Source organism: Pseudomonas beijingensis, from assembly GCF_030687295.1.
Lineage (GTDB): Bacteria > Pseudomonadota > Gammaproteobacteria > Pseudomonadales > Pseudomonadaceae > Aquipseudomonas > Aquipseudomonas beijingensis.
Map to the genome: position 1 here is coordinate 248,625 of NZ_CP117425.1, position 24,467 is coordinate 273,091.

Sequence of the window (24,467 nt, forward strand, 5' to 3'; positions counted from 1 at the left end):
GACCCACCGCTTTCGCGAGCAAGCTCGCTCCCACAATAGGCTGCCGGTGTCTACAAAAAATGTGTTCACCGCTATTCCCTGTGGGAGCGAGCTTGCTCGCGATGGCGCCGTGTCAGTCAACCTCGCTCCCACATTAGGTTCTGGGGTTACTCGTGGTGCGGTTCGCCCAGGAAGGTCAGCGAGGTGAATACACCACGGGTGGCCACGTCCTTGTTGTCTTTGAGGGCAATTTCCATCTGCGCCGCGATCACATTCAAGCCCTCGTTGCGCACCAGCACCTTGGCCCGGCCTTCTGCGTCGGTTTCCGCCGAGACGGTGTCCGGCGCGCTGCGGTAGTCGCCCACCAGTTTCACACCGGCCGCCGGTTTGCCGTCCAGCAGCACCCGCACCGGCAATGACTGGCCCGGACCTACGGTCAGCGGGTCGACTTCCGGCAGGATCACGAACTTGATCGGTGCAAGCGCCGGCAGTTTCGCCCCCGGCTCATAGATCGCCAGGCTGTACTTGAACGTTTGGGTCGACTCGATCGCCCCGGGCACTTTGCTGCGGCCTTCGTTGATCCATTTCTTGTCCGCCGTCTGGGACCACATGCCATTGTCCAGCGCCACCGCCAGCACGGCCGGGAGCTTGAGCGGTTGCAGACGGGCGTGGTCCGGTAGGCGCTCTACGGTGACCGGAATCATCTTGCCGCCCAAGTCATAGGCCCAGGCACCGCTGATTTTCTGCGCTTTGAAGGCATTGTCTTCGGCGCCGTGGCCGTAGATCACTTCGATGTTGCCGCGGCGCTGCTCGGTCCACAGGCCATGGGCCGAGGCTTGTGTGGCCAGGAGCAGGCCGAGCAGGACGAAGGTCTTGGGGTGTTTCATTGCGATTTTCCTTTTACAGAGCGAGGGTAAGACTGATGGTGAAGTTGCGCGGATCGCCGGGGGTGACCCAGTAGTTGCTGTAGGCGCGCTCGTAGTATTTTTCGTCGAAGACGTTGTTCAGGTTCAGGCCCACGGTGACGTCATCGCTGGCCTTGTAATGGGCCAGCAGATCCACGGTGTGGTAGGCCGGCAATTCGAAATCCTTGCCGGCTTCGCCCGAACGATCGCCGACGTACGTGAACGCCGCGCCGACATCCGAACCGCGCAGGTGCCCATCCTGGAATTCGTAGACCCCCAGCAGGCTGCCGCTGTGTTTGGCAACGCCGAGGATCCGGCTGCCGGTGGGATTGTCCCGGTCACCCTGGGTCACTTCGGCATCGATGTAGGCATAGGCGCCGATCACCCGCACGGCGTCGGTCACCTGCCCGGTCACCTGGAGGTCGATGCCCTGGCTGCGGGCCTTGCCGATGGCGCGGCTGAAGTCGGTCCCGGCGACCGGGCTCAGGACGTTTTCCTTCTCTATATGGAATGCCGCCAGGGTGGTGCTCAGGCGGTCGTCGAACCACTCGCTCTTGATCCCCACTTCATAGCCGACCCCTTCCTCGGGATCGAACGTCTTGCCGCTGGCATCCAGGCCATTGTTGGGCTTGAACGAGGTGGAAGCGTTGGCGAACAGGCCGACTTCGGGGGTCAGTTGATACAGCAGGCCGGCCCGTTGCGTCAGGGTGTCGTGGCGCTGGCGGCTGGTTTTACTGCGGGTGTGATCGTCGATGCTCTGCTCGAAATGCTCATAACGCACGCCAAGCATGCCCCGCAGCTTGTCGGTGAAAACGATCTGGTCCTGCAGGTTCAGCGCGCGGCTTTGCACATGTTCGAAGAAGTCGGTGCCGGTCCGAGCACCATTGGGTTTCGGCTGGCCGTAGATCGGCTGATAGATGTCGATGGGGTAGGTGCTGCCACCGATGGTGGTCACGCGCTCGTTCTTGCGGTAGTCCTCGTATTCGCTGCCGATCAGCAGTTCGTGCTGCCACGGGCCGAGGTCGAACAAGCCGCGCAATTCCAGTTGGGTGATGCTGTCATGCCAATTGTTGTCGCGCTCGCGATAGCGGCGGTTCACCGTGTGGCCGTCGGGGTTCAGCGGACGCGCTTCGGAGGCGAAACCCCAGAGTTCCCCCTGCTTGTAGTGGCTGGCCAGGCGCAACTGCCAAGTGTCGTTGAGCTGATGTTCGAGGGCGGCCTGGAGCATGTTGTTGTGATTGTCGATGTCGCCGTCGTTGGGTTCGCCCAAAAAGGTCGAGCGGGAAACGCCGCTCCAGCGATTGTTCGGGGCGACGATGCCACGGTCGAACGTCGAGCTGTGGCGCACGATTTCGCTTTCCACCAGCAACCGCGTGTCGGGGTTCAATTGCCAGCTGATGGAAGGCGCGACGAAGACGCGCTTGCTGTCGACGTGATCGCGAAAGCTGTGGTTGTCCTCGACCGCCAGGTTGACCCGCGACAGCAACTGGCCTTCGGCGTCCAGGGGCGTGTTGACGTCCAATGCGGTGCGGTAGCGGTCCCAACTGCCGGCGCTGGTCTGCAGGGTGGTGAAGGCTTCAGGCTGGGGTTTCTTGGTGACAATGTTCACCGTACCGCCGGGATCGCCCCGGCCATACAGGCTGGCGGCCGGGCCCTTGAGCACCTCGATGCGTTCGATGTTCGCCGCGTCGGGCGTGCTCGGATAACCGCGATTGGCGCTGAAGCCGTCCTTGTAGAACTCCGACGTCGTAAAGCCGCGCACGCTGTACTCGTAAAGCGTCAGGCCACCGAAGTTGTTCTGCTTCGACACGCCGCCGGCATATTCCAATGCCCGCTCGACGCTGGTGCTGCCCAGGTCCTTGAGTACGCTGGCGGGAATTACACTGATCGATTGCGGGATGTCGCGCAGGGCCGTGTCGGTTTTGGTTGCACTGGCAGAGCGGGTGGCACGATAGCCCGTCACGGGGCCAGTGGGCGATTCGTACTCGGATGTGACGCTGATGGCGTCCAGTTCCAGGGGCTGGATTTCTTCGGCGTAGGCGGGATCGCCGAGCAGGCCCAGGGCGAGACTGGCAACGGAAATCCGTTTTAGGGATGACATGTTATGTTGTTCCAATTTTTAGTATTGAAATAATATAACACTACTAATGAGAATTCATGCTATCTGTATTTTCGAGGGAAATACGGATGGATTGTCAGGGGGATCACTCTGGAGGGGCGGGTAGGATTTTTTTGTGGCGAGGGGATTTATCCCCTCGCCATAGGGATTTGTTTGGCCACTTCAGGGAGCGTTGCGCGGTTTACTGCTCTTCTTTGAGCACCACCGGCGCCGGCGGTGGGCGCAGGCCAATTTCAGCGGTGAGCTTGAGCTCCTTGCCGTTGCGCATGACCTGGATCGTCACTTTGTCGGTGGGCTTGATCCGCGCCACCTGGTTCATCGAGCGGCGGCCATCGCCGGCCGGTTCGCCATCGATGCTCAGGATCACATCGCCCAGTTGCAGACCGGCCTTCTGCGCCGGACCGTCGCGGAAGATCCCCGCCACCACGATGCCGGGCCGCCCGGACAAACCGAAGGATTCCGCCAGTTCCTGGGTCAGCGGCTGGACTTCAATCCCCAGCCAGCCACGGATCACCTGGCCGTGTTCGATGATCGACTTCATCACTTCCATCGCCAGCTTCACCGGAATGGCGAAACCGATGCCCTGGCTGCCGCCGGACTTGGAGAAGATCGCCGTGTTGATCCCGGTGAGGTTGCCGTTGGCATCCACCAGTGCGCCGCCGGAGTTGCCGGGGTTGATCGCGGCGTCGGTCTGGATGAAATCCTCGTAGTTGTTCAGGCCTAATTGATTGCGCCCGGTGGCGCTGATGATGCCCATGGTCACGGTCTGGCCAACGCCGAACGGGTTGCCGATGGCCAGGGCGACGTCGCCGATGCGGATGCTGTCGGAGCGGCCGATGGTGATGGCCGGCAGGTTCTTGAGGTCGATCTTCAGCACCGCGAGGTCGGTTTCCGGGTCGCTGCCGATCACCCGGGCCAGGGTTTCACGGCCATCCTTGAGGGCCACCACGATCTGGTCGGCACCGCTGGTGACGTGGTTGTTGGTCAGGATGTAGCCTTCCGGGCTCATGATCACACCCGATCCCAGGCTTGATTCCATGCGCTTCTGCTTGGGCGAGTTGTCGCCGAAGAAGCGCCGGAATTGCGGGTCTTCGAACAGCGGATGGCTGGGTTTGTTGATGACCTTGGTGGTGTACAGGTTCACCACCGCCGGCGCGGCGGTGGTCACGGCGTCGGCATAGGACACCGGCCCCTGTTGCACCGCCTTGGTTTGTGGCGCCTGCTGCAGGTTGACGTCGAGGCTCGGCAGGCCGACCCATTCCGGGTAGCGCTGGATAATCAGTAGAGCGACAAGCACGCCGGCCAACAGCGGCCAGCCGGAAAAACGCAGCGCCTTGAGCATTAAGCACGTCCTACAAAGGTTGCAGGCGGTATGAGACCGCCCATAATGTCGCGCATTATACGAGGCCGCGCGCGCCTCTGAACGGGATATTTAGGAGTCTTTTCATGGCCGTAGCCCTGAACACCCTGGTTGAAGAAGCGGACCGTTATCTGGCCAGCAGCCGAATTGCCGATTATTGCCCCAACGGCCTGCAGATCGAAGGCGCGCCCCAGGTGATGCGCATCGTCAGCGGCGTCACCGCCAGCCAGGCACTGCTCGATGCGGCTGTCGAGGCCGAGGCCGACCTGGTGCTGGTGCATCACGGTTATTTCTGGAAGGGCGAGAACCCTTGCATCACCGGCATGAAGCAGCGTCGCCTCAAGACATTGCTCAAGCATGACATCAGCCTGCTGGCTTACCACTTGCCCTTGGACCTGCACCCCGAGGTGGGCAACAACGTGCAACTGGCTCGCCAGTTGGACATCACCGTCGAGGGGCCGCTGGACCCGGATAACCCCAAGGTTGTCGGCCTGGTCGGCTCCCTGTCCGAACCGATGACGGCGCGGGACTTCGCGCGCAAGGTCCAGGAAACCCTGGGCCGCGAGCCCTTGCTGATCGAAGGCGAGCAGATGATCCGCCGGGTCGGCTGGTGCACCGGCGGCGGCCAGGGGTATATCGATCAGGCGGTACTGGCCGGTGTCGACCTGTACCTCAGCGGCGAAGCCTCGGAGCAGACGTTCCACAGCGCGCGGGAAAACGGCATCAGCTTCATCGCCGCCGGGCATCATGCGACTGAGCGCTACGGCGTGCAGGCGTTGGGTGAGTACCTGGCGCGACGCTTTGCCCTGGAGCACATCTTCATCGATTGCCCGAACCCCATCTGACTGCTTGTAACCCCTGTGGGAGCGAGCTTGCTCGCGATAGCGGTGGGTCAGTCCACTTCAATGCCGATTGATACACTGTTATCGCGAGCAAGCTCGCTCCCACAAAAGGCCCGTGCAATGCCCGAACCACCAGGCATATCCATATGCTGTTTCGATCTAGTTGGCGCCCTGATTAGAAGAGGTCGCTGTGCTAGGATTCCCCGCTCGAACACGGCCCGCTGGCCGTTCATAAGAAAGTTTTCGTGAGTAGCCATGGTCGACAAACTGACGCATCTGAAACAGCTGGAGGCGGAAAGCATCCACATCATCCGCGAGGTGGCCGCCGAGTTCGATAACCCGGTGATGCTGTACTCCATCGGTAAAGACTCCGCCGTGATGCTGCACCTGGCACGCAAGGCGTTCTTCCCCGGCAAGCTGCCGTTTCCGGTGATGCACGTCGACACCCGCTGGAAATTCCAGGAAATGTACAAGTTCCGCGACCGCATGGTCGAGGAACTCGGCCTGGACCTGATCACTCACGTGAACCCGGATGGCGTGGCGCAGGGCATCAACCCGTTCACCCACGGCAGTGCCAAGCACACCGACATCATGAAGACCGAAGGCCTCAAGCAGGCCTTGGACAAGTATGGTTTCGATGCCGCGTTCGGCGGTGCCCGTCGCGATGAAGAGAAATCCCGCGCCAAGGAGCGTGTGTACTCGTTCCGTGACAGCAAGCACCGCTGGGACCCGAAGAACCAGCGTCCGGAGTTGTGGAACGTCTACAACGGCAAGGTCAACAAGGGCGAGTCGATCCGGGTATTCCCGTTGTCGAACTGGACCGAGCTGGACATCTGGCAGTACATCTACCTCGAAGGCATCCCGATCGTGCCGCTGTACTTCGCTGCCGAGCGTGAAGTGATCGAGAAGAACGGCACGCTGATCATGATCGACGACGAGCGCATCCTCGAGCACCTGTCCGACGAAGACAAAGCCCGTATCGTCAAGAAGAAAGTGCGTTTCCGTACCCTTGGCTGCTACCCGTTGACGGGCGCGGTGGAGTCCGAGGCCGAAAGCCTGACGGACATCATCCAGGAAATGCTCCTGACGCGAACTTCCGAGCGCCAGGGCCGGGTCATCGACCACGATGGCGCAGGCTCGATGGAAGATAAAAAACGTCAAGGTTATTTCTAAGGGGCTGTCATGTCGCATCAATCTGATTTGATCAGCGAGGACATCCTCGCCTACCTGGGCCAGCACGAGCGTAAAGAGCTGCTGCGCTTTTTGACCTGCGGTAACGTCGACGACGGCAAGAGCACCCTGATCGGGCGCCTGCTGCACGACTCCAAGATGATCTACGAAGATCACCTGGAAGCCATCACCCGCGATTCGAAGAAAGTCGGCACCACCGGTGACGATATCGACTTGGCGTTGCTGGTCGACGGCCTGCAGGCCGAGCGCGAGCAAGGCATCACCATCGATGTTGCGTACCGCTATTTCTCCACCGCCAAGCGCAAATTCATCATCGCCGATACCCCGGGCCATGAGCAGTACACCCGCAACATGGCCACCGGTGCGTCCACCTGTGACCTGGCGATCATCCTGGTGGACGCCCGCTACGGCGTGCAGACCCAGACCCGTCGCCACAGCTTCATCGCCTCGTTGCTGGGCATCAAACACATCGTCGTGGCCATCAACAAGATGGACCTCAAGGACTTCGACCAGGGCGTGTTCGAGTCGATCAAGGCCGACTACCTGAAGTTCGCCGAAGGCTTGAAGATGAAGCCCACCAGCATGCACTTCGTGCCGATGTCCGCCCTCAAGGGCGACAACGTGGTGAACAAGTCCGAGCGTTCGCCGTGGTACACCGGCCAGTCGCTGATGGAAATCCTCGAGACCGTGGAGGTGGCGGGCGACCGCAACTTCACCGACCTGCGTTTCCCGGTGCAGTACGTCAACCGTCCGAACCTGAACTTCCGCGGTTTTGCCGGCACCCTCGCCAGCGGCATCGTGCACAAGGGCGACGAAGTGGTGGTGCTGCCGTCGGGCAAGAGCAGCCGCGTGAAATCCATCGTCACCTTCGAAGGCGAGCTGGAACACGCAGGCCCTGGTCAAGCGGTCACGCTGACTATGGAAGACGAGATCGACATCTCCCGTGGCGACCTGTTGGTGCATGCCGACAACGTCCCGCCGGTCACCGACAGCTTCGAAGCGATGCTGGTGTGGATGGCCGAAGAGCCGATGCTGCCGGGCAAGAAATACGACATCAAGCGCGCCACCAGCTATGTGCCGGGCTCGATTGCCAGCATCGTCAACAAGGTCGATGTGAACACCCTTGAAGAAGGCCCGGCCAGCGCGTTGCAGCTCAACGAAATCGGCAAGGTGAAGATCGCCCTGGATGCGCCGATCGCCCTGGACGGTTACGAGAGCAACCGCACCACCGGCGCGTTCATCGTCATCGATCGCCTGACCAACGGTACGGTCGGCGCCGGCATGATCGTCGCCCAGCCGCTGACCCACGGCAGCAGCACGCACCACGGCAAACTCGCCCATGTGTCGGTGGAAGAACGCGCCCAGCGCTTCGGCCAGCAACCGGCCACGGTCTTGTTCAGTGGCCTTTCGGGCGCGGGCAAAAGCACGCTGGCCTACGCGGTCGAGCGCAAGTTGTTCGATTCGGGTCGTGCGGTCTTTGTCCTCGATGGCCAGAACCTGCGCCATGACCTGAACAAGGGCCTGCCCCAGGATCGCGCTGGGCGGACCGAGAACTGGCGCCGTGCGGCCCATGTCGCTCGTCAGTTCAACGAAGCCGGCCTGCTGACCCTCGCCGCATTCGTCGCACCGAGTGCCGAAGGGCGTGAGCAGGCCAAGGACTTGATCGGACGTGAGCGTCTGCTGACGGTCTACGTCCAGGCTTCGCCAACGGTGTGTGCCCAGCGTGACCCGCAAGGGCTATATGCCGCCGCTGGCGACAACATCCCGGGCGAATCCTTCCCGTATGACGTGCCGCTGGATGCCGACCTGGTGATCGACACCCAGGCGCTGACACTGGAAGAGAGCGTCAAGCAGGTGCTGGATCTGCTGCGCAAGCGTGGGGCGATCTAAGGACCGCCGCTGTAAATAAAAAAGCCCGCGGATGAGTGATCATCCGCGGGCTTTTTCGTTGTCTGGAGGGACGCCATCGCGAGCAAGCTCGCTCCCACAGGGTATGTGTGAACACCACAAATCGACTGTGGGAGCGAGCTTGCTCGCGATGAGGCCAGTACAGGCGCCTCAAGACTTGCAGGGATACTCCCGATGCATCTGTTCCAACAACGCATCCTTGTCCTGCCACAACTGGTTGATCCAGCCCTGGAACTCCAGGCGATACACACCGTCCTGGTCATAGTTCTTGCCGATGAACTGCGGTGGGATCTTCAGCTCCTGGAAATGCACCACCACTTCCCCAACGTTGCCGCAGAGCAAATCCCAATACCCCGGTCGGCCGCCCGGGTAATGGATGGTCACGTTGATGATCGATTCCAGTTGTTCGCCCATGGCATCGAGCACGAAGGCGATGCCGCCGGCCTTGGGCTTGAGCAGGTAGCGAAACGGTGATTGCTGCTGGGCATGCTTGCCTTCAGTGAAGCGCGTACCTTCGACGAAGTTGAAAATGCCCACGGGGTTGTCGCGAAACTTCGCGCAGGTCTTGCGGGTGGTTTCCAGGTCCTTGCCTTTCTTTTCCGGGTGTTTTTCCAGATAAGCCTTGGAGTAGCGTTTCATGAACGGGAAGCCCAGGGCCCACCAGGCCAGGCCGATCACCGGCACCCAGATCAGTTCCTGCTTGAGAAAGAACTTCAACGGCCGGATACGTCGGTTCAGCACGTACTGCAGCACCATGATGTCGACCCAGCTCTGGTGGTTGCTGGTGATCAGGTATGAATGCTGGTAGTCCAGGCTCTCCAGGCCGCTGAGGTGCCAGCGGGTACGACGCAGCAGGTTCATCCAGGCCTTGTTGTTGCTGATCCAGGCTTCATGGATGTGGCTCATCAACCAGTTGGTGAAGCGCTGGGCGGCGGGGAAGGGCAGCAACAGCTTGAAAATTGCCACGATGAACAGCGGTGTGCAGCAGGCGATGGTGTTCAGCGCCAACAGCAGCGAGGCAATGACGCCGCGCAAGGGGGCAGGCAGGAAGTCCAGCATTTAAATATCCAATGGTCGGTTGGCGGCTTGGATCGCGGTCAGGGCGATGGTGTACACGATGTCGTCGACCTGGGCGCCGCGGGGCAAGTCATTCACCGGCTTGCGCAAGCCTTGCAGCATCGGCCCGAGACTGACGCAGTCGGCGCTGCGCTGCACGGCCTTGTGGGTGGTGTTGCCGGTGTTGAGGTCCGGGAAGATGAACACCGTCGCCCGGCCGGCCACCTGACTGTTGGGCGCCAATTGTCGCGCCACGGTTTCGTTGGCGGCGGCGTCGTATTGCAGCGGACCGTCGATCAGCAGGCCATGCTGGGCCTCGTGGGCCAGCAGCGTGGCTTCGCGGACTTTTTCCACCTCTTCGCCACTGGCCGACTCGCCACTGGAATAGCTGAGCATCGCCACCCGCGGCGTGATGCCGAACGCCGCGGCCGAGTCGGCGCTTTGCAAGGCGATTTCCGCCAGTTCCGCGGCGCTGGGGTGCGGGTTCATCACGCAGTCGCCGTAGACCAGCACTTCTTCGGGAAACAGCATGAAAAACACCGAGGACACCAGGGAGCATCCCGGCGCGGTCTTGATCAGTTGCAGCGCCGGACGGATGGTGTTGGCGGTGGAGTGAATGACCCCGGAGACCAGTCCGTCGACTTCATCCAGGGCCAGCATCATGGTGCCGATGACCACGGTGTCTTCCAATTGCTGCTCGGCCATCGGCGCGTTCAGGCTTTTGCTCTTGCGCAACCTCACCATCGGCTCGACATAACGCTCGCGAATCGAATCCGGGTCGAGAATCTCCAGCCCCGGCGGCAACTCGATGCCTTGGGCGCGGGCCACCGCTTCGACGTCGGCCGGTTTTGCCAACAACACGCAGCGGGCGATGCCCCGGGCCTGACAAATGGCGGCGGCCTGGACGGTCAGCGGTTCGCTGCCTTCGGGCAGCACAATGCGTTTGTTGGCGGCCTGGGCGCGCTGGATCAACTGATAGCGGAACACCGCCGGCGACAGGCGCATTTCCCGTGGTGTGCCGCAGCGTTGGTGCAGCCAGTTGGCGTCCAGGTGGCTGGCGACAAAATCGGTGATGATCTCCGCACGTTCGCGGTCATCGATGGGAATTTCCTTGTTCAGGCCGTTGAGCAGGTTGGCGGTGTCATAGGAGCCGGTGCTTACCGACAGCACCGGCAATCCTGCCTGCAAGGCGCCGCGGCACAGGTCCATGATGCGTGGGTCGGGTAGGGTGTCACTGGTCAGCAGCAGGCCGGCCAGTGGCACGCCGTTGATCGCCGCCAGGCTCACGGCGAGGATGATGTCGTCACGATCGCCGGGGGTCACCACCAACACGCCAGGCTTGAGCAATTCCACGGTGTTGCGCATGGTGCGGGCGCAAATGATGATGTTGCTCATGCGCCGGGTTTCGTAGTCGCCGGCATTGAGCACCTGGGCGCCCATCAGGTCGGCCACGTCGCGGGTGCGCGGGGCGTTGAGTTCGGGGCGAAACGGGATGCAACCCAGCAGGCGGAAATCGCCACTGCGCAACAGGGGCGAGTGCTCCTTGAGTCGTGCGGAAAACGCTTCCATGCTTTCCTCGGTGCGTACCTTGTTCAGGATCACCCCGAGGACTTTCGGATCTTTAGGCCCGCCGAACAATTGAGCCTGCAACTCCACCCGCCCGGAAAGCTCGGTCAGCACTTCGTTCTCCGGTGCCGACACCAGGATGACCTCGGCGTCGAGGCTCTTGGCCAGGTGCAGGTTGACCCTGGCGGCGTAGCTGGCGTTGCGGGTCGGGACCATGCCTTCGACGACCAGCACGTCCTTGCCGATGGCCGCTTGCTGGTACAGGGTGATGATTTCTTCCAGCAACTCATCGAGCTGGCCGTCGCCAAGCATCCGCTCGACATGAGCCAAACCCAGGGGCTGTGGAGGCTTGAGGCCATGGGTGCGGGCCACCAGCTCGGTGGAGCGCTCCGGCCCGGTGTCGCCGGGATGCGGCTGGGCAATCGGTTTGAAAAAGCCGACTTTCAGCCCGGCCCGTTCGAGGGTACGCACCAGCCCGAGGCTGATGGAGGTCAGACCCACACCAAAATCGGTGGGTGCGATAAAAAAAGTTTGCATGCGAATTCTCTAAGGGGGAATGGCGCGACCTATGACTGGTCGTCTACCCACAATTCAGTCGCCAAGGTTATCGCTAACCGGGCCTTGAGCGCACCAGCCGCAATCAAAGGGCTGGCCTATTTTTTCAATACGTTGCGCCGAGTCCAGTACCCAGGCCCGGGATTGCCACGGGGGTTGGTGGCGCAGGTGCTGGGTATGGCCACAGGACAGCTCGGCCACCCAGTGCCCGTCCTCGTCCTGATGGAAACCGATGACCGTCGGTCTGTTCGAGCAGGCCCGTTTGTCCGGGTTCCGTTCGCTTTCGGGCAAATCCTTGTTTAGACTTGTCCGTTCTTCATTCTTATGCAAAAGGTCTCGCCCCATGCTGATCGCCGCCAATAAGGCTGTCTCCATTGACTATACCCTGACCAACGACGCTGGTGAGGTCATCGACAGTTCTGCCGGCGGCGCTCCGCTGGTCTACCTGCAAGGCGCAGGTAATATCATTCCAGGCCTGGAAAAGGCTCTGGAGGGCAAAGCCGTCGGTGACGAGCTGAAAGTGGCCGTTGAGCCGGAAGACGCCTATGGCGAATATTCCGCTGAACTGGTCAGCACCTTGAGCCGCAGCATGTTCGAAGGTGTGGATGAGCTGGAAGTGGGCATGCAGTTCCACGCCTCGGCGCCCGACGGCCAGATGCAGATCGTCACCATCCGCGACCTGGAAGGCGACGACGTCACTGTCGACGGCAACCACCCGTTGGCCGGCCAGCGCTTGAACTTCCAAGTCAAGATCGTCGATATCCGTGACGCCAGCCAGGAAGAAATCGCCCATGGTCACGTCCATGGCGAAGGCGGCCATCACCACTGATTTCTGCGCTACGCTCAGGTAACCAGTGAATTGGAAAGGCGCCCTATGGCGCCTTTTTAGTCGCTTGCTGTTAGCATCGCCCATGTCTGTTTCAAAAGATCCGCAAACCCTGGAGTTCGTCATGAGTGCTTTCCACGACCTTAAACTGAAAGCCCTGGATGGTCAGGAGCTTGATCTGGCACCGTTCAAGGGGCAAGTCGTGCTGGTGGTCAACGTCGCCTCCAAATGTGGCCTGACGCCTCAGTACGCGGCGTTGGAAAGTCTCTATCAGCAATACAAGGACAAGGGGTTCAGCGTGCTGGGCCTGCCCTGCAATCAGTTCGCCGGGCAGGAGCCTGGGACCGAGCAGGAAATCCAGGAGTTCTGCAGCCTCAACTATGGCGTGACGTTCCCGCTGTCCAGCAAGCTGGAAGTGAATGGTCATGATCGTCATCAGTTGTACCGCCTGCTAGCGGGCGAGGGGGCCGAGTTTCCCGGGGACATTACCTGGAACTTCGAGAAATTCCTGGTCGGCAAGGACGGTCGGGTGCTGGCGCGTTTCTCGCCGCGCACGGCGCCGGATGATCCTTCCGTGATCCAGGCGATCGAAAAAGCGCTGAGCTGAAGTCAGGCACTGGACCCTTGTGGCGAGGGGATTTATCCCCGCTGGGTTGCGCAGCAACCCCATCAACTGCGACCGGGCCTTTCTGACACGCCGAGTTAGCAGGTTTTGGGGGGCTGCTTCGCAACCCAGCGGGGATAAATCCCCTCGCCACAGGTTTTGCACCCGGCTGGGCATTCGGCTCAATCCCGACAGTCGCGATCTTCTAATCCTTAATCACCCAAATCAATAGTGCTACCCAGCACCCAGCACGGCACATATTATCCTCGTCATATCGACCTGTGACGTTGTCCCGTGGAGTGCCCCATGCCTGCAAAAGCCCTGTTCAAACCCTTCCACCTCGGCGCGTTCGAATTGCCGACCCGGGTGGTGATGGCGCCGATGACCCGTTCCTTTTCGCCGGGCGGCGTGCCGAACGCCAAGGTGGTCGAGTACTACCGTCGCCGTGCGGCGGCCGGGGTCGGCTTGATCATCACTGAGGGCACGACGGTCGGGCACAAGGCCTCCAACGGTTATCCGAACGTGCCGCATTTCTATGGCGATGCCGCGCTGGCCGGTTGGAAACAGGTGGTCGATGCGGTGCATGCCGAAGGCGGCAAGATCGTTCCACAGTTGTGGCACGTGGGCAGTGTGCGACGCATCGGCACCGAGCCGGACGCCAGCGTGCCGGGTTATGGTCCGAGCGAAAAGCTCAAGGACGGCCAGGTGGTCGTCCACGGCATGACCCAGGCGGATATTGATGACGTCATTGCCGCGTTCGCCCAAGCGGCAAAAGATGCCCAGAGCATCGGCATGGACGGGGTGGAGATCCACGGCGCCCACGGTTACCTGGTGGACCAGTTTTTCTGGGAAGGCAGCAATCAGCGCACGGACGGTTATGGCGGCAGTCTGGCCAACCGCTCGCGCTTTGCGATCGAATTGATCCGTGCCGTGCGTGCCGCCGTAGGCGAGGGCTTCCCAATCATTTTCCGTTTCTCCCAATGGAAGCAGCAGGATTACACCGCGCGGCTGGTGCAGACCCCCGCAGCCTTGGGCGAATTCCTCAAGCCGTTGTCCGAGGCGGGCGTGGATATTTTCCACTGTTCGACACGGCGTTTCTGGGAGCCGGAATTCGAAGGCTCCGAGCTGAACCTGGCCGGTTGGACCCGCAAGCTCACCGGCAAGCCGACCATCACCGTCGGCAGCGTTGGCCTGGATGGCGAGTTCCTGCAGTTCATGGTCAACACCGACAAAGTCGCGCAGCCGGCCAGCCTGGAAAAACTGCTGGAGCGCTTGAACAACGATGAGTTCGACCTGGTGGCGGTGGGGCGTGCGCTGCTGGTGGATCCGGACTGGGCGCAAAAAGTCCGTGAAGGGCGCGAGCAGGAGATCTTGCCGTTCAGTCGCGAGGCTTTGATGACCCTGGTTTGAGTATCGCCTGAACTGACGCCATCGCGAGCAAGCTCGCTCCCACAGGGGCGGGCGGCCGGACACAGATATCGCGTTCGCTGAAGATCCAATGTGGGAGCGAGCTTGCTCGCGATGGCGATATCAGTATCACCGAATAATTAACGCACAGTTGGTGTAACAGGCATCAACTGCTCACCCACGCAAACTCCGCGCAACTGCGCTTCAAACTGCTCAATCACCGCCGTCCAACCCTGGCGACTGGCATGCTGGCGCGCATTGAGCCGCACGCAACGCAAGGTCTCGCGCTCTTCCAGCAGCCAACGGGCGGCATCGCAGAATGCCTCTTCATCTCCCGGCATCGCCAGCACGCCGTTATAGCCGTGGCGAATATGTTGCGCCGCCGCGGCCTGATCGTAGGCCACCACGCCCAGCCCGGACGCCAGCGCCTCCAACACCACATTGCCGAAGGTTTCGGTCAGGCTCGGAAAGACAAACACATCCCCGGACGCATAGTGGCTGGCCAACGCCTCGCCCCGTTGCGAGCCGCAAAAGATCGCCTCGGGCAATGCCTGCTCCAGCTCGGACCGCTGCGGGCCGTCGCCGACCACCACCAGCTTTATCCGTCGCCCCGGAAAAGCGCTGCACAGCGTGTCGAAACTGCGCTTGAGCAGCCCCAGGTTTTTCTCCGGTGCCAGGCGCCCGACATGGAGCACGGCGATGTCGTCGTCGCCCAGACCCCACGCTTCGCGCAGGCTCGACGAGCGCTTGACCGGATGGAACAGTTGGCTGTCCACGCCCCGGGACAACAATGCCACGCGCTCGAAGTGTCGTCGCTCCAGTTCCAGGCGCTGGCTGAGACTGGGCACCAGGGTCAGGCTGGAGCGGTTGTGAAACCAGCGCAGGTAATGGGTGAGCATGCGACTCAACAGCCCGAGGCCGTACTGCTGGGTGTATTGCTGGAAATTGGTGTGGAAGCCACTGACTACCGAGATGCCCAGGCGCCGTGCCGCCCGCAGTGCCGACAAGCCCAGCGGCCCTTCCGTGGCGATGTAGAGCACGTCCGGACGATGACGTTTCCAGCGCCGGAGCAGCTTGTGCATCGACGCCTGGCCCCACTGCAGCCCCGGATAACCCGGTAACGGCCAGCCCCGGCACAGCAGCAACTGCTCGTCACCGGCCTGGCGTGGGTCGTCGACCTGGCGCGGCCGTATCAGCTCGACCTGGTGCCCGCGGGCGCGCAAGCCGTCGTACAGGCGGCCCAAGGTATTGGCCACGCCATTGATTTCCGGCGGGAAGGTTTCGGTGATCAGGGTAATGTGCAGGGGTGTGGTCATGACCCCAGTGTCGACCGGGGCCATTTCGTCATTGTGACGACAGGATGATGGATTTGTGACGGCTCAGCCCTGGCGGGCCAACGCGGTCTCGGCGCCTTGCTCGCGCACCCAGAACAAGGTCGCCCCGGCCACCGCCGCCGGCATCATCAGGATGTTCACCACCGGGATCAGCAGCACCAAATACACGCTGCCGCCAAAACCCAGGCTCTGCCAGCGTTTTTCCCGCAGCCAGGCGAGCATTTCGTTCCAGCCCAGCTTGTGGTTGTCCGCCGGGTAGTCGATGTACTGGATCGCCATCATCCACACGCCGAATAGCAGCCACAGCGGTGCCGCCACCAGATTGACCACGGGGATGAACGACAGCACGAACAGCCCCAGGGCGCGGGGCAGAAAATAGCCGAGCTTGCGCGCTTCCCGACCGAGGGTCCGCGGCACCATGGCGATCAACTCGGTCCAACTGAAGGCCGGGAAGTCGTCGGTGCCACGGATGACCACTTCGACTTTTTCCGCGAGAAAACCGTTGAACGGTGCGGCGATGATGTTGGCGAGCATGGTGAAGGTGAAAAACACCATCAGCACGACGAGCACCACGAACAGCGGCCAGAGCACATAGCTGAGGAAACTCAGCCACTCTGGCAGCGACGGCATCAGCGTATCGACCCAGAGGCTGAACTGATGGCCGGCCAGGTAAATCAATCCGAAGAACAGCACCAGGTTGATCGCCAGGGGCAAAAGTACAAACAGGCGCAGGCCCGGGCTCAGGACCAGCTTGAGGCCTTCTTGCAAATATTGCGGGCCGGACAGGACGGGGGCGGGCATAGGTGGCTCCGAGCGAGGATGAACGCGCCGACCTTACCGGCTTTGCCCCGCCTGGGAAAGCGGCGACATGGCGTGTAACAACGTTTCTTGAGGCGAAGGCGCCTATTGAAAGGCTTGCTGCAGATAGAGCTCACCTATGAGCTGGATTGTTAAACCGTATTTCCTTAATCTTCGCTCCCTCGATACGCTGCACCCATTCTTTTTCAGGACTGTCGAACCCAAGCCTTCCCCAAGTGCGTCAACGGTCCTTTTTATTCGCGCCGCTCACCCGGCGTTCCGGCCCGCAAGGTCCGGTCAACAGGAGCAGGTCATGTCTGAAGTGCGTCATTCGCGAGTGATTATTCTCGGTTCCGGCCCTGCCGGCTACAGCGCTGCGGTTTATGCGGCCCGTGCCAACCTCAAGCCGCTGCTGATCACCGGCATGCAGGCCGGCGGTCAATTGACCACCACCACCGAAGTCGACAACTGGCCGGGCGATGTCCACGGCCTGACCGGCCCGGCGCTGATGGAGCGCATGAGGGAACACGCCGAGCGTTTCGAGACCGAGATCGTTTTCGACCACATCAATGCCGTGGATTTTGCCGCCAAGCCGTACACCCTGACCGGCGACAGCGCGACCTACACCTGCGATGCCCTGATCATCGCCACCGGCGCCAGTGCGCGTTACCTGGGTCTGTCGTCGGAAGAAGCCTTCATGGGCAAAGGTGTTTCGGCCTGCGCCACCTGCGACGGTTTCTTCTACCGCAACAAGCCAGTGGCTGTGGTCGGTGGCGGCAACACTGCGGTCGAGGAAGCGCTGTACCTGGCCAATATCGCCAGCACGGTCACCCTGATCCACCGTCGCGAAACCTTCCGCGCCGAGAAGATCCTGATCGACAAGCTCAACGCCCGTGTCGCTGAAGGCAAGATCATCCTCAAGCTCAACGCGACCCTGGACGAAGTGCTGGGCGACAACATGGGCGTGACCGGTGCCCGCCTGAAGAACAACGACGGCAGCTTTGACGAGATCAAGGTCGACGGCGTCTTCATCGCCATTGGCCACACGCCGAACACCTCGCTGTTCGAAGGCCAACTGGAACTCAAGGACGGCTACCTGGTGGTCAAGGGCGGTCGCGACGGCAACGCCACTGCCACCAGCGTCGAAGGTATCTTCGCGGCTGGCGACGTGGCCGACCACGTCTACCGTCAGGCGATCACCTCGGCCGGTGCTGGTTGCATGGCAGCCTTGGACACCGAGCGTTACCTGGATGGCCTGCAGAACGCTTCGTTCTGATTTATCGGGCATTAAAAAACCGGCTTCGGCCGGTTTTTTTATGCCTGGATATCTGCCAGCGAACCCCTGTGGGAGCGAGCTTGCTCGCGATGGCTTCAGGTCAGTCGACATGGATGGTGACTGATACACCGTCATCGCGAGCAAGCTCGCTCCCACAGGGTTTGTGTGCAGTCAAAAACACTGCATTTCAGGCCAGCTTCGCCAGGCACGCTTCCAGAATATCCAACCCCTCTTCCAGCACGGCCGGCTCGGTCGTCAACGGCGCCAGCAGTCGAATGATGTGCCGCGATTTACCACTGGGCATCAGCAGCAGGCCCGATTCCCGTGCGAGGGCCAGCAGTTGGGTCAATTGTGCCGAAGCCGGGGTACCGTCGGCGTGGCTCAGTTCGATGCCGCGCATGGCGCCGACGCCGGTCAGGCGGCCCAGGTAAGGACTCAGCCCGCGGTTGCGCCAGGATTGGTAGCGGCTGACGATCGCCTCTTCCTGTTGTGCACCCCAGGCGCGCAGGTTGGCGTCGGTCATTTCGTCCAAGGTCGCCAGTGCGGCGGCGCAGGCGATGGGGTTGCCCGAATAGGTGCCGCCCAGGCCACCCTTGGGCAGGTTGTCCAACAGCGCCTTGCGTCCCACCACGGCCCCCAGGGGCACGCCGCCGGCAATGCTTTTGCCCAACAGGATCAGGTCTGGTTCGATGCCCAGCCGGGAGAAGGCAAAACGCTCGCCGGTGCGGCCGAAGCCCGACTGGATCTCATCGATGATCAGCACAATGCCCTTGTCGTCGCAGAACTGCCGCAGGGCCTGGGCGAAGGGCACATCCATTGCCAGGAAGCCAGCTTCGCCCTGTACCGGCTCGACGATGAAACAGGCGACGTCGTTTACGTCGATCTCGACGCTGAACAGCCGCTCCATGGCCTTCAAGGCCTCTGCGCAGGTGACACCGTTGTCCTGGCTGGGGTAGGGCAGGTGATAGACCGGCCCGGGCAGGACGCCGACTTTCTGTTTGTAAGGCGCGACCTTGCCGTTGAGGTTGAGGGTCGCCAGGGTGCGGCCGTGAAAGGCGCCGTCAAACGCGATCACCGCGGTACGGCCCGTGGCGCCCCGCACGATCTTCAAGGCGTTCTCCGCCGCCTCGGCACCGCTGTTGGTGAGCATGCCGCTGACCGGGTAATCCAGCGGGATAAACGCCGCCAGGCGTTCCATCAACTCAATGTAGGGCGCGTGAGGGGCAGCGTTGAAGGCGTAGTGAGTCAGCCGGGTAGCCTGTTCGCGGATCGCCTCGACGATGCGCGGATGGCAATGCCCAAGGTTCAACACACCAATGCCCCCGACAAAATCGATGTAGCGTTTGCCGTCGGTGTCCCAGACCTCGGCATTCTTGCCGTGGCTGAGACTGACGGGGTGCACGATGGAGATCGATTGACTGATGGTGTCGCTGCTCATGGATGACGGCTCGGACGAAGGAGAAATTTCCGTTATCTAAGCCGCGAGCAGAGGGGCCCGGCAAACGAAATAAAGTTGCTGGGTCAATCTTAAAAGTCGGGATGTGGAGCGGAAGGATTTATTTGGGGGAGGAAGACCTGTGGGAGCATGGCTTGCCCGCGACGAACGATAACGCGGTTCGGCTGTTAAACCTCGGCGCGCCCATCGCGGGCAAGCCATGCTCCCACAGATGAATTCCCTCGCCACAAAAGAGGGTTGCAAGAGTCTGTGGATCAGCGCCGTTGCAGTGGCGGTGCCTCGAACTTCACACCTGCCAGCCCATGGATCATCAGCGCACGGATATTGCCGTGATCACTGCCTTCGGGCGTGGCCAGCACCGAACGGTAATGTTCGCCAAATGCCAGCAGCGCTTCTTCATCGCTCAAGCCTTCGAGCAGCGCCAGGCCCAGGGTCTTGCACGAACCTTCGTTCTGCCCGGCGGCGTTTTCCACGCCGCCGTTGTTGAAGGCCTGGGGCTGGTAGTCGTAGCCGGCGGCGATAAAGGCCAGGGTGTCGGCGAAGGCATGTTCACCGCTCTTGAGGCGGGTACGCAGGGTAGCAAGATCAAGCATCGGGTTTTCCTTTGGCGAACGCCGCCTGTTGTTCGGCGCTGGCTTCTTTCTGGTATTGGGCTTTCCACTCGGCGTACGGCATGCCGTAGACCACTTCGCGGGCGTCGTCGAGGCTGACGTCCACCTGGCGTTCATCGGCGGCGGCCTTGTACCACTTGGACAGGCAGTTGCGGCAGAAGCCGGCGAGGTTCATCAGGTCGATGTTCTGCACATCCTTGCGGCTGTCCAGGTGGGCAACCAGCCGACGGAAAGCGGCGGCTTCGAGTTCGAGGCGTTGTTGGTCGTTCATGGTGATCTCTGCGAGACAGCTTCAAGTTGTAAGTTTCAAGCTGCAAGTGGGTATGCGGTCTTCAGGCTTGAAGCTTACAGCTTGAAGCTTTTAGCGGCTACGCAGTAGCCCGGCTTGCCGCGAGGGTAATCGACACCGACTCGGCAAATCGCAAGGCGTGGGGCTTGTCGACTTCGACTTCGGCGTACAGCACCGACTCGTTGGCCATGACCAGGTCGAGCAATTCCTGGGTCAGGCGTTCGAGCAGGGCGAAGCGGTTGCTTTCCACGTGGGCGATGATCGCCTTGGTAATGGTGCGGTAGTTAAGCGCATGGTCGATGTCGTTGTCGCGCACCGCCTCCTGGGCGGCATAGAGGATGGTCAGGTTGATCAACACATCCTGCTTGTTGAGGATTTCATCCTCGTTGATGCCAATGAAGGTGCGCAGGCGCAGGTCCTTTGACCTTGATGCGTGCCATGGCTGGCTGAAGTTGTGGCATTTACTTGCTCCGTCGAATCAATTGCAGGAACTCCTGGCGCGTGGTGCTGGAGTCGCGAAAGGCGCCGAGCATCACCGAGGTGTTCATGGTCGAGTTCTGTTTTTCGACACCGCGCATCATCATGCACATGTGCTGGGCCTCGATCACCACCGCTACGCCAGCGGCCTGGGTGACCTGCTGCACCGCGTCGGCGATTTGCCGGGTCAGGTTCTCCTGGATTTGCAGGCGGCGGGCGAACATGTCCACCAGCCGGGCGATCTTCGACAGCCCCCAGGACCTTGCCGGTAGGAATATAAGCCACATGGGCCTTGCCGATGAAGGGCAACAGGTGATGTTCGCAGAGCGAATAGAGCTCGATGTCGGCGACGATCACCATTTCATCGCTGTCAGAGGCGAACAGCGCGCCATTGACGATCTGCTCGACGCTTTGTTCATAGCCATGGCAAAGGTACTGCATGGCCTTGGCGGCACGTACCGGGGTATCGAGCAGACCCTCGCGCTCGGGATTTTCCCCCAGGCCGATGAGGATCTCGCGGTAGTTCTGGGGCAGGGATAGCGTCATGGTGCATCCTCGAAACAAGGCTATTTGACGTGCCGCCCGCCGTTGACGGTCAGGGTCGTGCCGGTGACATAAGGGTTGTCCAGCAGATAACGCAGGCTCTGGTAGATCACTTCGCTGCCGGGTTCGATACCCAATGCGGACTTGGCCAGGGCCTTGGCGCGGTAAGCCGCGTCGTCTTCGGGATTGAACAGTAGCAGGGCCGGCGCGATGCCGTTGACCTTGATCGCCGGGGCGAACTTGGCCGCGAACGACAGGGTCAGGCTTTCCAGGCCGGCCTTGGTGGCGCAATAGGCGATATGCCGGGCGCTGCCTTTGCGAGTCACGTCATCGCTGATGTGCACGATATCGGCCGGCGTTGAACGCCGCAGCAACTCGGCGCCATGCAGGTTGATCAGGTAAGGCGCCAGCATGTGCACGCCGAACATGGCGTTGAAGGCTGCCGCTTCGTTGCCAGGCGCCTCGGTCATCCAGGCCGAGGCATTGTGCACGATGGCTCGCAGCCGGTCGGTGTGCTGCTTGAGTTGTTCGATAAAGGCCAGGATCCCCGTTTCGCTGGAGAAGTCGGCGAATAGCACCACCGCTCCCAGGTCCCGCAACGTTTGCACGCCGGGGCGTTCGGTGCGATAGGTCGCGATCACCGGGTGCCCGTCCTCCAGCAAGCGCCGGGCGCAATGCAGGCCGACGCGCTGGGCTGCACCAGTGATCAGGATCGGAGCGGTGGCGCTGGACATAGGACGGCTCGGTTCGCGGCAAGAGCAAAACTATAACAGCGACACGGGGCGCGTCCTATGTACAAAGGTCAATCCAGCAACGACTCAACTGCCCCCAGTGGGAGCGAGCTTGCTCGCGATGACGGTATGTCAGTCAGCATCAATGTCGGCTGAACTGACGCTATCGCGAGCAAGCTCGCTCCCACCGGTTTTTTGTCGTCCATGGATCCGGGGCTCCCACAGGAATCACTGTGTAGGCGGGTGGCATCAATGATTCTGCGTAGCCGGCAATGCCCGCTGCGGCGCGCCGTTGAGCCAGTTCGCCAGCAGATGGGTCGACATCGGGATAAACAGGTAGACCATCAGCGGCGTCAGGATGACGGTGCTGATAAGCACACGGCTCAACAGGCCCAGTTCGCCCAGCAGCGGGCCTAGCAGGAAATTGAACAACAGCGACACGGGAAAGAACGCCAGCCAGATGGCCACGGCCTGTTTCCAGCGTGGTGGGCGCTGGCCGACCGCGCCGAACCAGCCATCGATGCCACGCACCCGATGTTCGGAGGGATGGGCGAACAGGTCGCTGCCCCGTCCCAGCCAGGCCGTGCGTGAAGCGGAGTGTTCCCAGGCGTGCAGCGTCTGCTCGTCGGCAAAACGGAAGATGATCTGGAATTCATCGTCCTGGGGCGGTGGTGCGAGCACGCCGGAACCCAGGTAGCCGGGGAAGTCAGTTGCCAGTCGTTCGCCTTCGCGCAACCAGGCGATCAGATCCTGATAGCGTCCATTGGCGACGCGGCGGGCAACCATCAGGGTGACGGGTGAGGTAGACATTATGTATCTCCGTAAGACAAGCGCAGCACTCCGGGTAGGAGATTCGCGGGGGACGCCCCGGGATGGTGGGTAGCGTCTGGTCGCCAAAAAACAGGCAAGGATTATTCCCGATTGCGCAAAAAACAACAAAACCGCGCATCGACTACGTTTGTTCTTGTCATGACGTGTCTTGGAGGAGGACACTGGGATCCAATTTGCCAGCCGGAATTGTCTGCCAAAATGAGTGTAATCACAGAGGATGGCTTTGTTTTCCAGGCATCAGGTGCCTTGAAGCGGGAAGACTTGTTTCCCATCCGCGAAGTCGCGCGCATGACCGGCGTGAATCCCGTGACCCTGCGTGCATGGGAGCGACGCTACGGTCTGATCCAGCCCACCCGCACCGAAAGCGGGCATCGCCTGTACTCGTTGAGCGATATCGAAAAGGTTCGCAGCATCTTGGCCTGGATAGAGCGCGGGGTAGCCGTGAGCAAAGTGGGAAAGATCCTGGCGAAGACCGAGTCGGTGCAACCGGTCTCCACGCTGATTTCATCGGATCTGGTCATGGCCGATCACGCCCGGTGGCAGCAACAAGTGGCGGACGCGGTTGGCAACTTTGACGATGTGGAACTGGATCGCGTCTACGGGCAGGTTTTTTCCACCTACAGCGTGCCGATCGTGTTCCAGGACATCCTGATGCCGCTTTGGCGACGAATGCTGCATCGCCAGCCAGAGTTCGGGCAGATCAGTGAATGGGTGTTTTTGGATGGGTTCCTGCGTTCGCGCATCATCCAGCGGCTGTTGCTCAAGCGCGAAGGCCAGTCGCCGCGAGTCTTGGTCTGCGCCCTTGCCGGCCAATGCCGTGAACTGGAGTTGCTGGTCACGGCGCTGTTTCTATCCAAGGCGGACGTGGGCGTCAGGGCGCTGTCGATCGGCCTGCCGTTCAACGAGCTGGCCCTGGTGTGCCAGAAGATCCAGCCGCTGGCATTGGTGCTGGTTTCCAATCATGCGCCGCTCCCGGACTTGCCCAAGCGCCTGGGCAAATTGGCGATGAGCCTGGATTGTCCGTTGATGCTGGCCGGTGATGCATCCGATCTGGCGCAGGAAAGCCTGGCTGGCTCGTCAATCGGTTGCCTGGGTAATGAAGGAACGGTGATGCGCCAGCGCCTGCGTCAATTTCTGGAAGGCAACCTCGATACCTGAGGGAGCATCCTGCGAAACAGGATATTAGAGATGCATGGTGGGATGGGTCAGGCGATGTTGCTGCAGGATGTACTGGCGCAGGCGCTCGGTCTCGTCCTGGTCATTCTGGTTCAGGTGATAGGCAAGCCATCCTCGATCGGTTTCCCGTTCGAAGGTGCCTCGCAACGAAATTCTCTCGTAGCCTGACGGGCTGAACCACAAGGCAAACTGCTTCGGTGGCTTGGTGCGGCTGCGGTTTTCCAGCAATACGCCCTTGCAGGACACTTCGTGGACCCACAGCGGTCCCGGCTGGCCCTTGATATTTTCCAGCGCCACCGGCTCGTCGAGCGTCAGGCGCCACGGGCGGATCTTCGGTCCGTCCTCGTAGATGCTTGGCACACCCAGGCGCAGGTGCATCGCATGGAATTCGTCTTCCACCAGATGCAGCGGAAAGGTCATTTGCTGGTTTTCGAAATTGGCTTGGAGCGTGACCTGCTCATTCGCCGCCAGGCGCGTCAGCAAGTCACGGATCTGCGACCCACCGTTGACCAGCAAGCTCGACGTGACATCCCGCTCGTTCAACTGCGGGTTGTGTTGCATGGTCCGGATGAAATCCAGTTCATCCTGCGTCAGGAGGGCATCGCGCTGCATGGTCGGCTCGAAATG

22 protein-coding genes and 2 pseudogenes are annotated in these 24,467 nt (G+C 61.3%); 8 read left to right on the forward strand and 16 right to left on the reverse strand.

The genetic code is table 11. From position 1 onward, the window contains the following. Positions 1-146: 146 nt before the first annotated feature. From PSH84_RS01185 to algW, 3 genes are all read right to left on the reverse strand, one after another. Positions 147-866, reverse strand: a complete 720-nt coding sequence (locus PSH84_RS01185; RefSeq protein ID WP_305482158.1) for a DUF4198 domain-containing protein — start codon at positions 864-866, stop codon at positions 147-149. Between the two features lie 13 nt (positions 867-879). Then, positions 880-2,985: a TonB-dependent siderophore receptor gene (locus PSH84_RS01190; RefSeq protein WP_305482160.1), complete on the reverse strand. Its 2,106-nt coding sequence runs from the start codon at positions 2,983-2,985 to the stop codon at positions 880-882. Between the two features lie 199 nt (positions 2,986-3,184). Beyond that, the gene (gene algW, locus PSH84_RS01195) at positions 3,185-4,345 is read right to left on the reverse strand and encodes a Do family serine endopeptidase AlgW (RefSeq protein WP_072344423.1); all 1,161 of its coding nucleotides are present in this window, start codon (positions 4,343-4,345) and stop codon (positions 3,185-3,187) included. A gap of 104 nt (positions 4,346-4,449) precedes the next feature. On the opposite strand from algW, the gene PSH84_RS01200 reads away from it, so the two are divergent. The 3 genes from PSH84_RS01200 to cysN all read left to right on the forward strand — a co-directional run bounded on the left by PSH84_RS01200 (position 4,450) and on the right by cysN (position 8,286). Continuing rightward, positions 4,450-5,208: a Nif3-like dinuclear metal center hexameric protein gene (locus PSH84_RS01200; RefSeq protein WP_305482162.1), complete on the forward strand. Its 759-nt coding sequence runs from the start codon at positions 4,450-4,452 to the stop codon at positions 5,206-5,208. Between the two features lie 252 nt (positions 5,209-5,460). Further along, positions 5,461-6,378, forward strand: a complete 918-nt coding sequence (cysD, locus tag PSH84_RS01205; protein ID WP_003178041.1) for a sulfate adenylyltransferase subunit CysD — start codon at positions 5,461-5,463, stop codon at positions 6,376-6,378. A 9-nt stretch (positions 6,379-6,387) separates the two neighbouring features. Further along, positions 6,388-8,286 carry a sulfate adenylyltransferase subunit CysN gene (cysN, locus tag PSH84_RS01210; RefSeq protein WP_092172079.1) on the forward strand — a complete coding sequence of 633 codons (1,899 nt, stop codon included), beginning with the start codon at positions 6,388-6,390 and terminating at the stop codon, positions 8,284-8,286. Between the two features lie 168 nt (positions 8,287-8,454). Here the strand turns inward: cysN and yihG are convergent, their stop codons facing one another. The 3 genes from yihG to PSH84_RS01225 are packed head-to-tail and all read right to left on the reverse strand — an operon-like array spanning position 8,455 to position 11,856. Further along, the gene (gene yihG / locus PSH84_RS01215; RefSeq protein ID WP_305482164.1) at positions 8,455-9,363 is read right to left on the reverse strand and encodes a 1-acylglycerol-3-phosphate O-acyltransferase, YihG family; all 909 of its coding nucleotides are present in this window, start codon (positions 9,361-9,363) and stop codon (positions 8,455-8,457) included. Continuing rightward, positions 9,364-11,463, reverse strand: a complete 2,100-nt coding sequence (pta, locus tag PSH84_RS01220; RefSeq protein WP_305468435.1) for a phosphate acetyltransferase — start codon at positions 11,461-11,463, stop codon at positions 9,364-9,366. A 54-nt stretch (positions 11,464-11,517) separates the two neighbouring features. After that, the gene (locus PSH84_RS01225; RefSeq protein WP_122567095.1) at positions 11,518-11,856 is read right to left on the reverse strand and encodes a DUF3565 domain-containing protein; all 339 of its coding nucleotides are present in this window, start codon (positions 11,854-11,856) and stop codon (positions 11,518-11,520) included. Here PSH84_RS01225 and PSH84_RS01230 point away from each other — a divergent pair. The 3 genes from PSH84_RS01230 (at position 11,825) to PSH84_RS01240 (ending at position 14,321) form a co-directional block, all read left to right on the forward strand. Continuing rightward, positions 11,825-12,310, forward strand: coding sequence for an FKBP-type peptidyl-prolyl cis-trans isomerase (locus PSH84_RS01230; protein ID WP_018612607.1), 486 nt, complete (start codon positions 11,825-11,827; stop codon positions 12,308-12,310). The two genes, PSH84_RS01225 and PSH84_RS01230, sit on opposite strands and share 32 nt — an antisense overlap. Before the next feature lie 121 nt (positions 12,311-12,431). After that, on the forward strand, positions 12,432-12,914 hold the full coding sequence (locus PSH84_RS01235) for a glutathione peroxidase (RefSeq protein WP_305482165.1): 483 nt from the start codon (positions 12,432-12,434) through the stop codon (positions 12,912-12,914). A gap of 303 nt (positions 12,915-13,217) precedes the next feature. Beyond that, positions 13,218-14,321, forward strand: coding sequence for an NADH:flavin oxidoreductase (locus PSH84_RS01240; protein ID WP_305468430.1), 1,104 nt, complete (start codon positions 13,218-13,220; stop codon positions 14,319-14,321). Positions 14,322-14,458: 137 nt separating this feature from the next. On the opposite strand, the gene PSH84_RS01245 is transcribed toward PSH84_RS01240, so the two are convergent. Further along, positions 14,459-15,658, reverse strand: coding sequence for a glycosyltransferase family 4 protein (locus PSH84_RS01245; protein WP_305482166.1), 1,200 nt, complete (start codon positions 15,656-15,658; stop codon positions 14,459-14,461). A gap of 39 nt (positions 15,659-15,697) precedes the next feature. Beyond that, complete coding sequence (cysZ, locus tag PSH84_RS01250; RefSeq protein ID WP_305482168.1) at positions 15,698-16,453, reverse strand: sulfate transporter CysZ; 756 nt, start codon at positions 16,451-16,453, stop codon at positions 15,698-15,700. 310 nt (positions 16,454-16,763) lie between these two features. Here cysZ and trxB point away from each other — a divergent pair, with 310 nt between their 5' ends. After that, on the forward strand, positions 16,764-17,726 hold the full coding sequence (trxB, locus tag PSH84_RS01255; protein ID WP_305482169.1) for a thioredoxin-disulfide reductase: 963 nt from the start codon (positions 16,764-16,766) through the stop codon (positions 17,724-17,726). Between the two features lie 187 nt (positions 17,727-17,913). Here the strand turns inward: trxB and PSH84_RS01260 are convergent, their stop codons facing one another. The 7 genes and pseudogenes from PSH84_RS01260 to PSH84_RS01290 form a co-directional block, all read right to left on the reverse strand. Then, positions 17,914-19,164 carry a 2-aminoadipate transaminase gene (locus PSH84_RS01260; RefSeq protein ID WP_305482170.1) on the reverse strand — a complete coding sequence of 417 codons (1,251 nt, stop codon included), beginning with the start codon at positions 19,162-19,164 and terminating at the stop codon, positions 17,914-17,916. 272 nt (positions 19,165-19,436) lie between these two features. Next, positions 19,437-19,775, reverse strand: coding sequence for a HopJ type III effector protein (locus tag PSH84_RS01265; protein WP_305482171.1), 339 nt, complete (start codon positions 19,773-19,775; stop codon positions 19,437-19,439). Then, positions 19,768-20,064 carry a DUF1244 domain-containing protein gene (locus tag PSH84_RS01270; protein ID WP_305468423.1) on the reverse strand — a complete coding sequence of 99 codons (297 nt, stop codon included), beginning with the start codon at positions 20,062-20,064 and terminating at the stop codon, positions 19,768-19,770. Before PSH84_RS01270 ends, PSH84_RS01265 begins: the two co-directional genes overlap by 8 nt. 97 nt (positions 20,065-20,161) lie before the next feature. Beyond that, positions 20,162-20,543: pseudogene (folX, locus tag PSH84_RS01275) on the reverse strand (dihydroneopterin triphosphate 2'-epimerase). Continuing rightward, positions 20,544-21,105 (reverse strand): annotated as a pseudogene (gene folE / locus PSH84_RS01280) (GTP cyclohydrolase I FolE). Positions 21,106-21,125: 20 nt separating this feature from the next. Next, positions 21,126-21,836 (reverse strand): dihydromonapterin reductase, encoded by a 711-nt coding sequence (gene folM, locus PSH84_RS01285; RefSeq protein ID WP_305482173.1) that lies wholly within the window; start codon positions 21,834-21,836, stop codon positions 21,126-21,128. Between the two features lie 246 nt (positions 21,837-22,082). Then, entirely contained in the window at positions 22,083-22,643 is a 561-nt protein-coding gene (locus tag PSH84_RS01290; RefSeq protein WP_305468419.1) for an antibiotic biosynthesis monooxygenase, read from the reverse strand. A 219-nt stretch (positions 22,644-22,862) separates the two neighbouring features. Here PSH84_RS01290 and PSH84_RS01295 point away from each other — a divergent pair, with 219 nt between their 5' ends. Next, a complete protein-coding gene (locus tag PSH84_RS01295) occupies positions 22,863-23,822 on the forward strand; it encodes a MerR family transcriptional regulator (protein ID WP_305468417.1) in 960 nt (319 codons plus the stop codon). A gap of 24 nt (positions 23,823-23,846) precedes the next feature. Here the strand turns inward: PSH84_RS01295 and PSH84_RS01300 are convergent, their stop codons facing one another. Continuing rightward, a complete protein-coding gene (locus PSH84_RS01300; RefSeq protein WP_305468416.1) occupies positions 23,847-24,452 on the reverse strand; it encodes a hypothetical protein in 606 nt (201 codons plus the stop codon). Between the last annotated feature and the right edge of the window lie 15 nt (positions 24,453-24,467).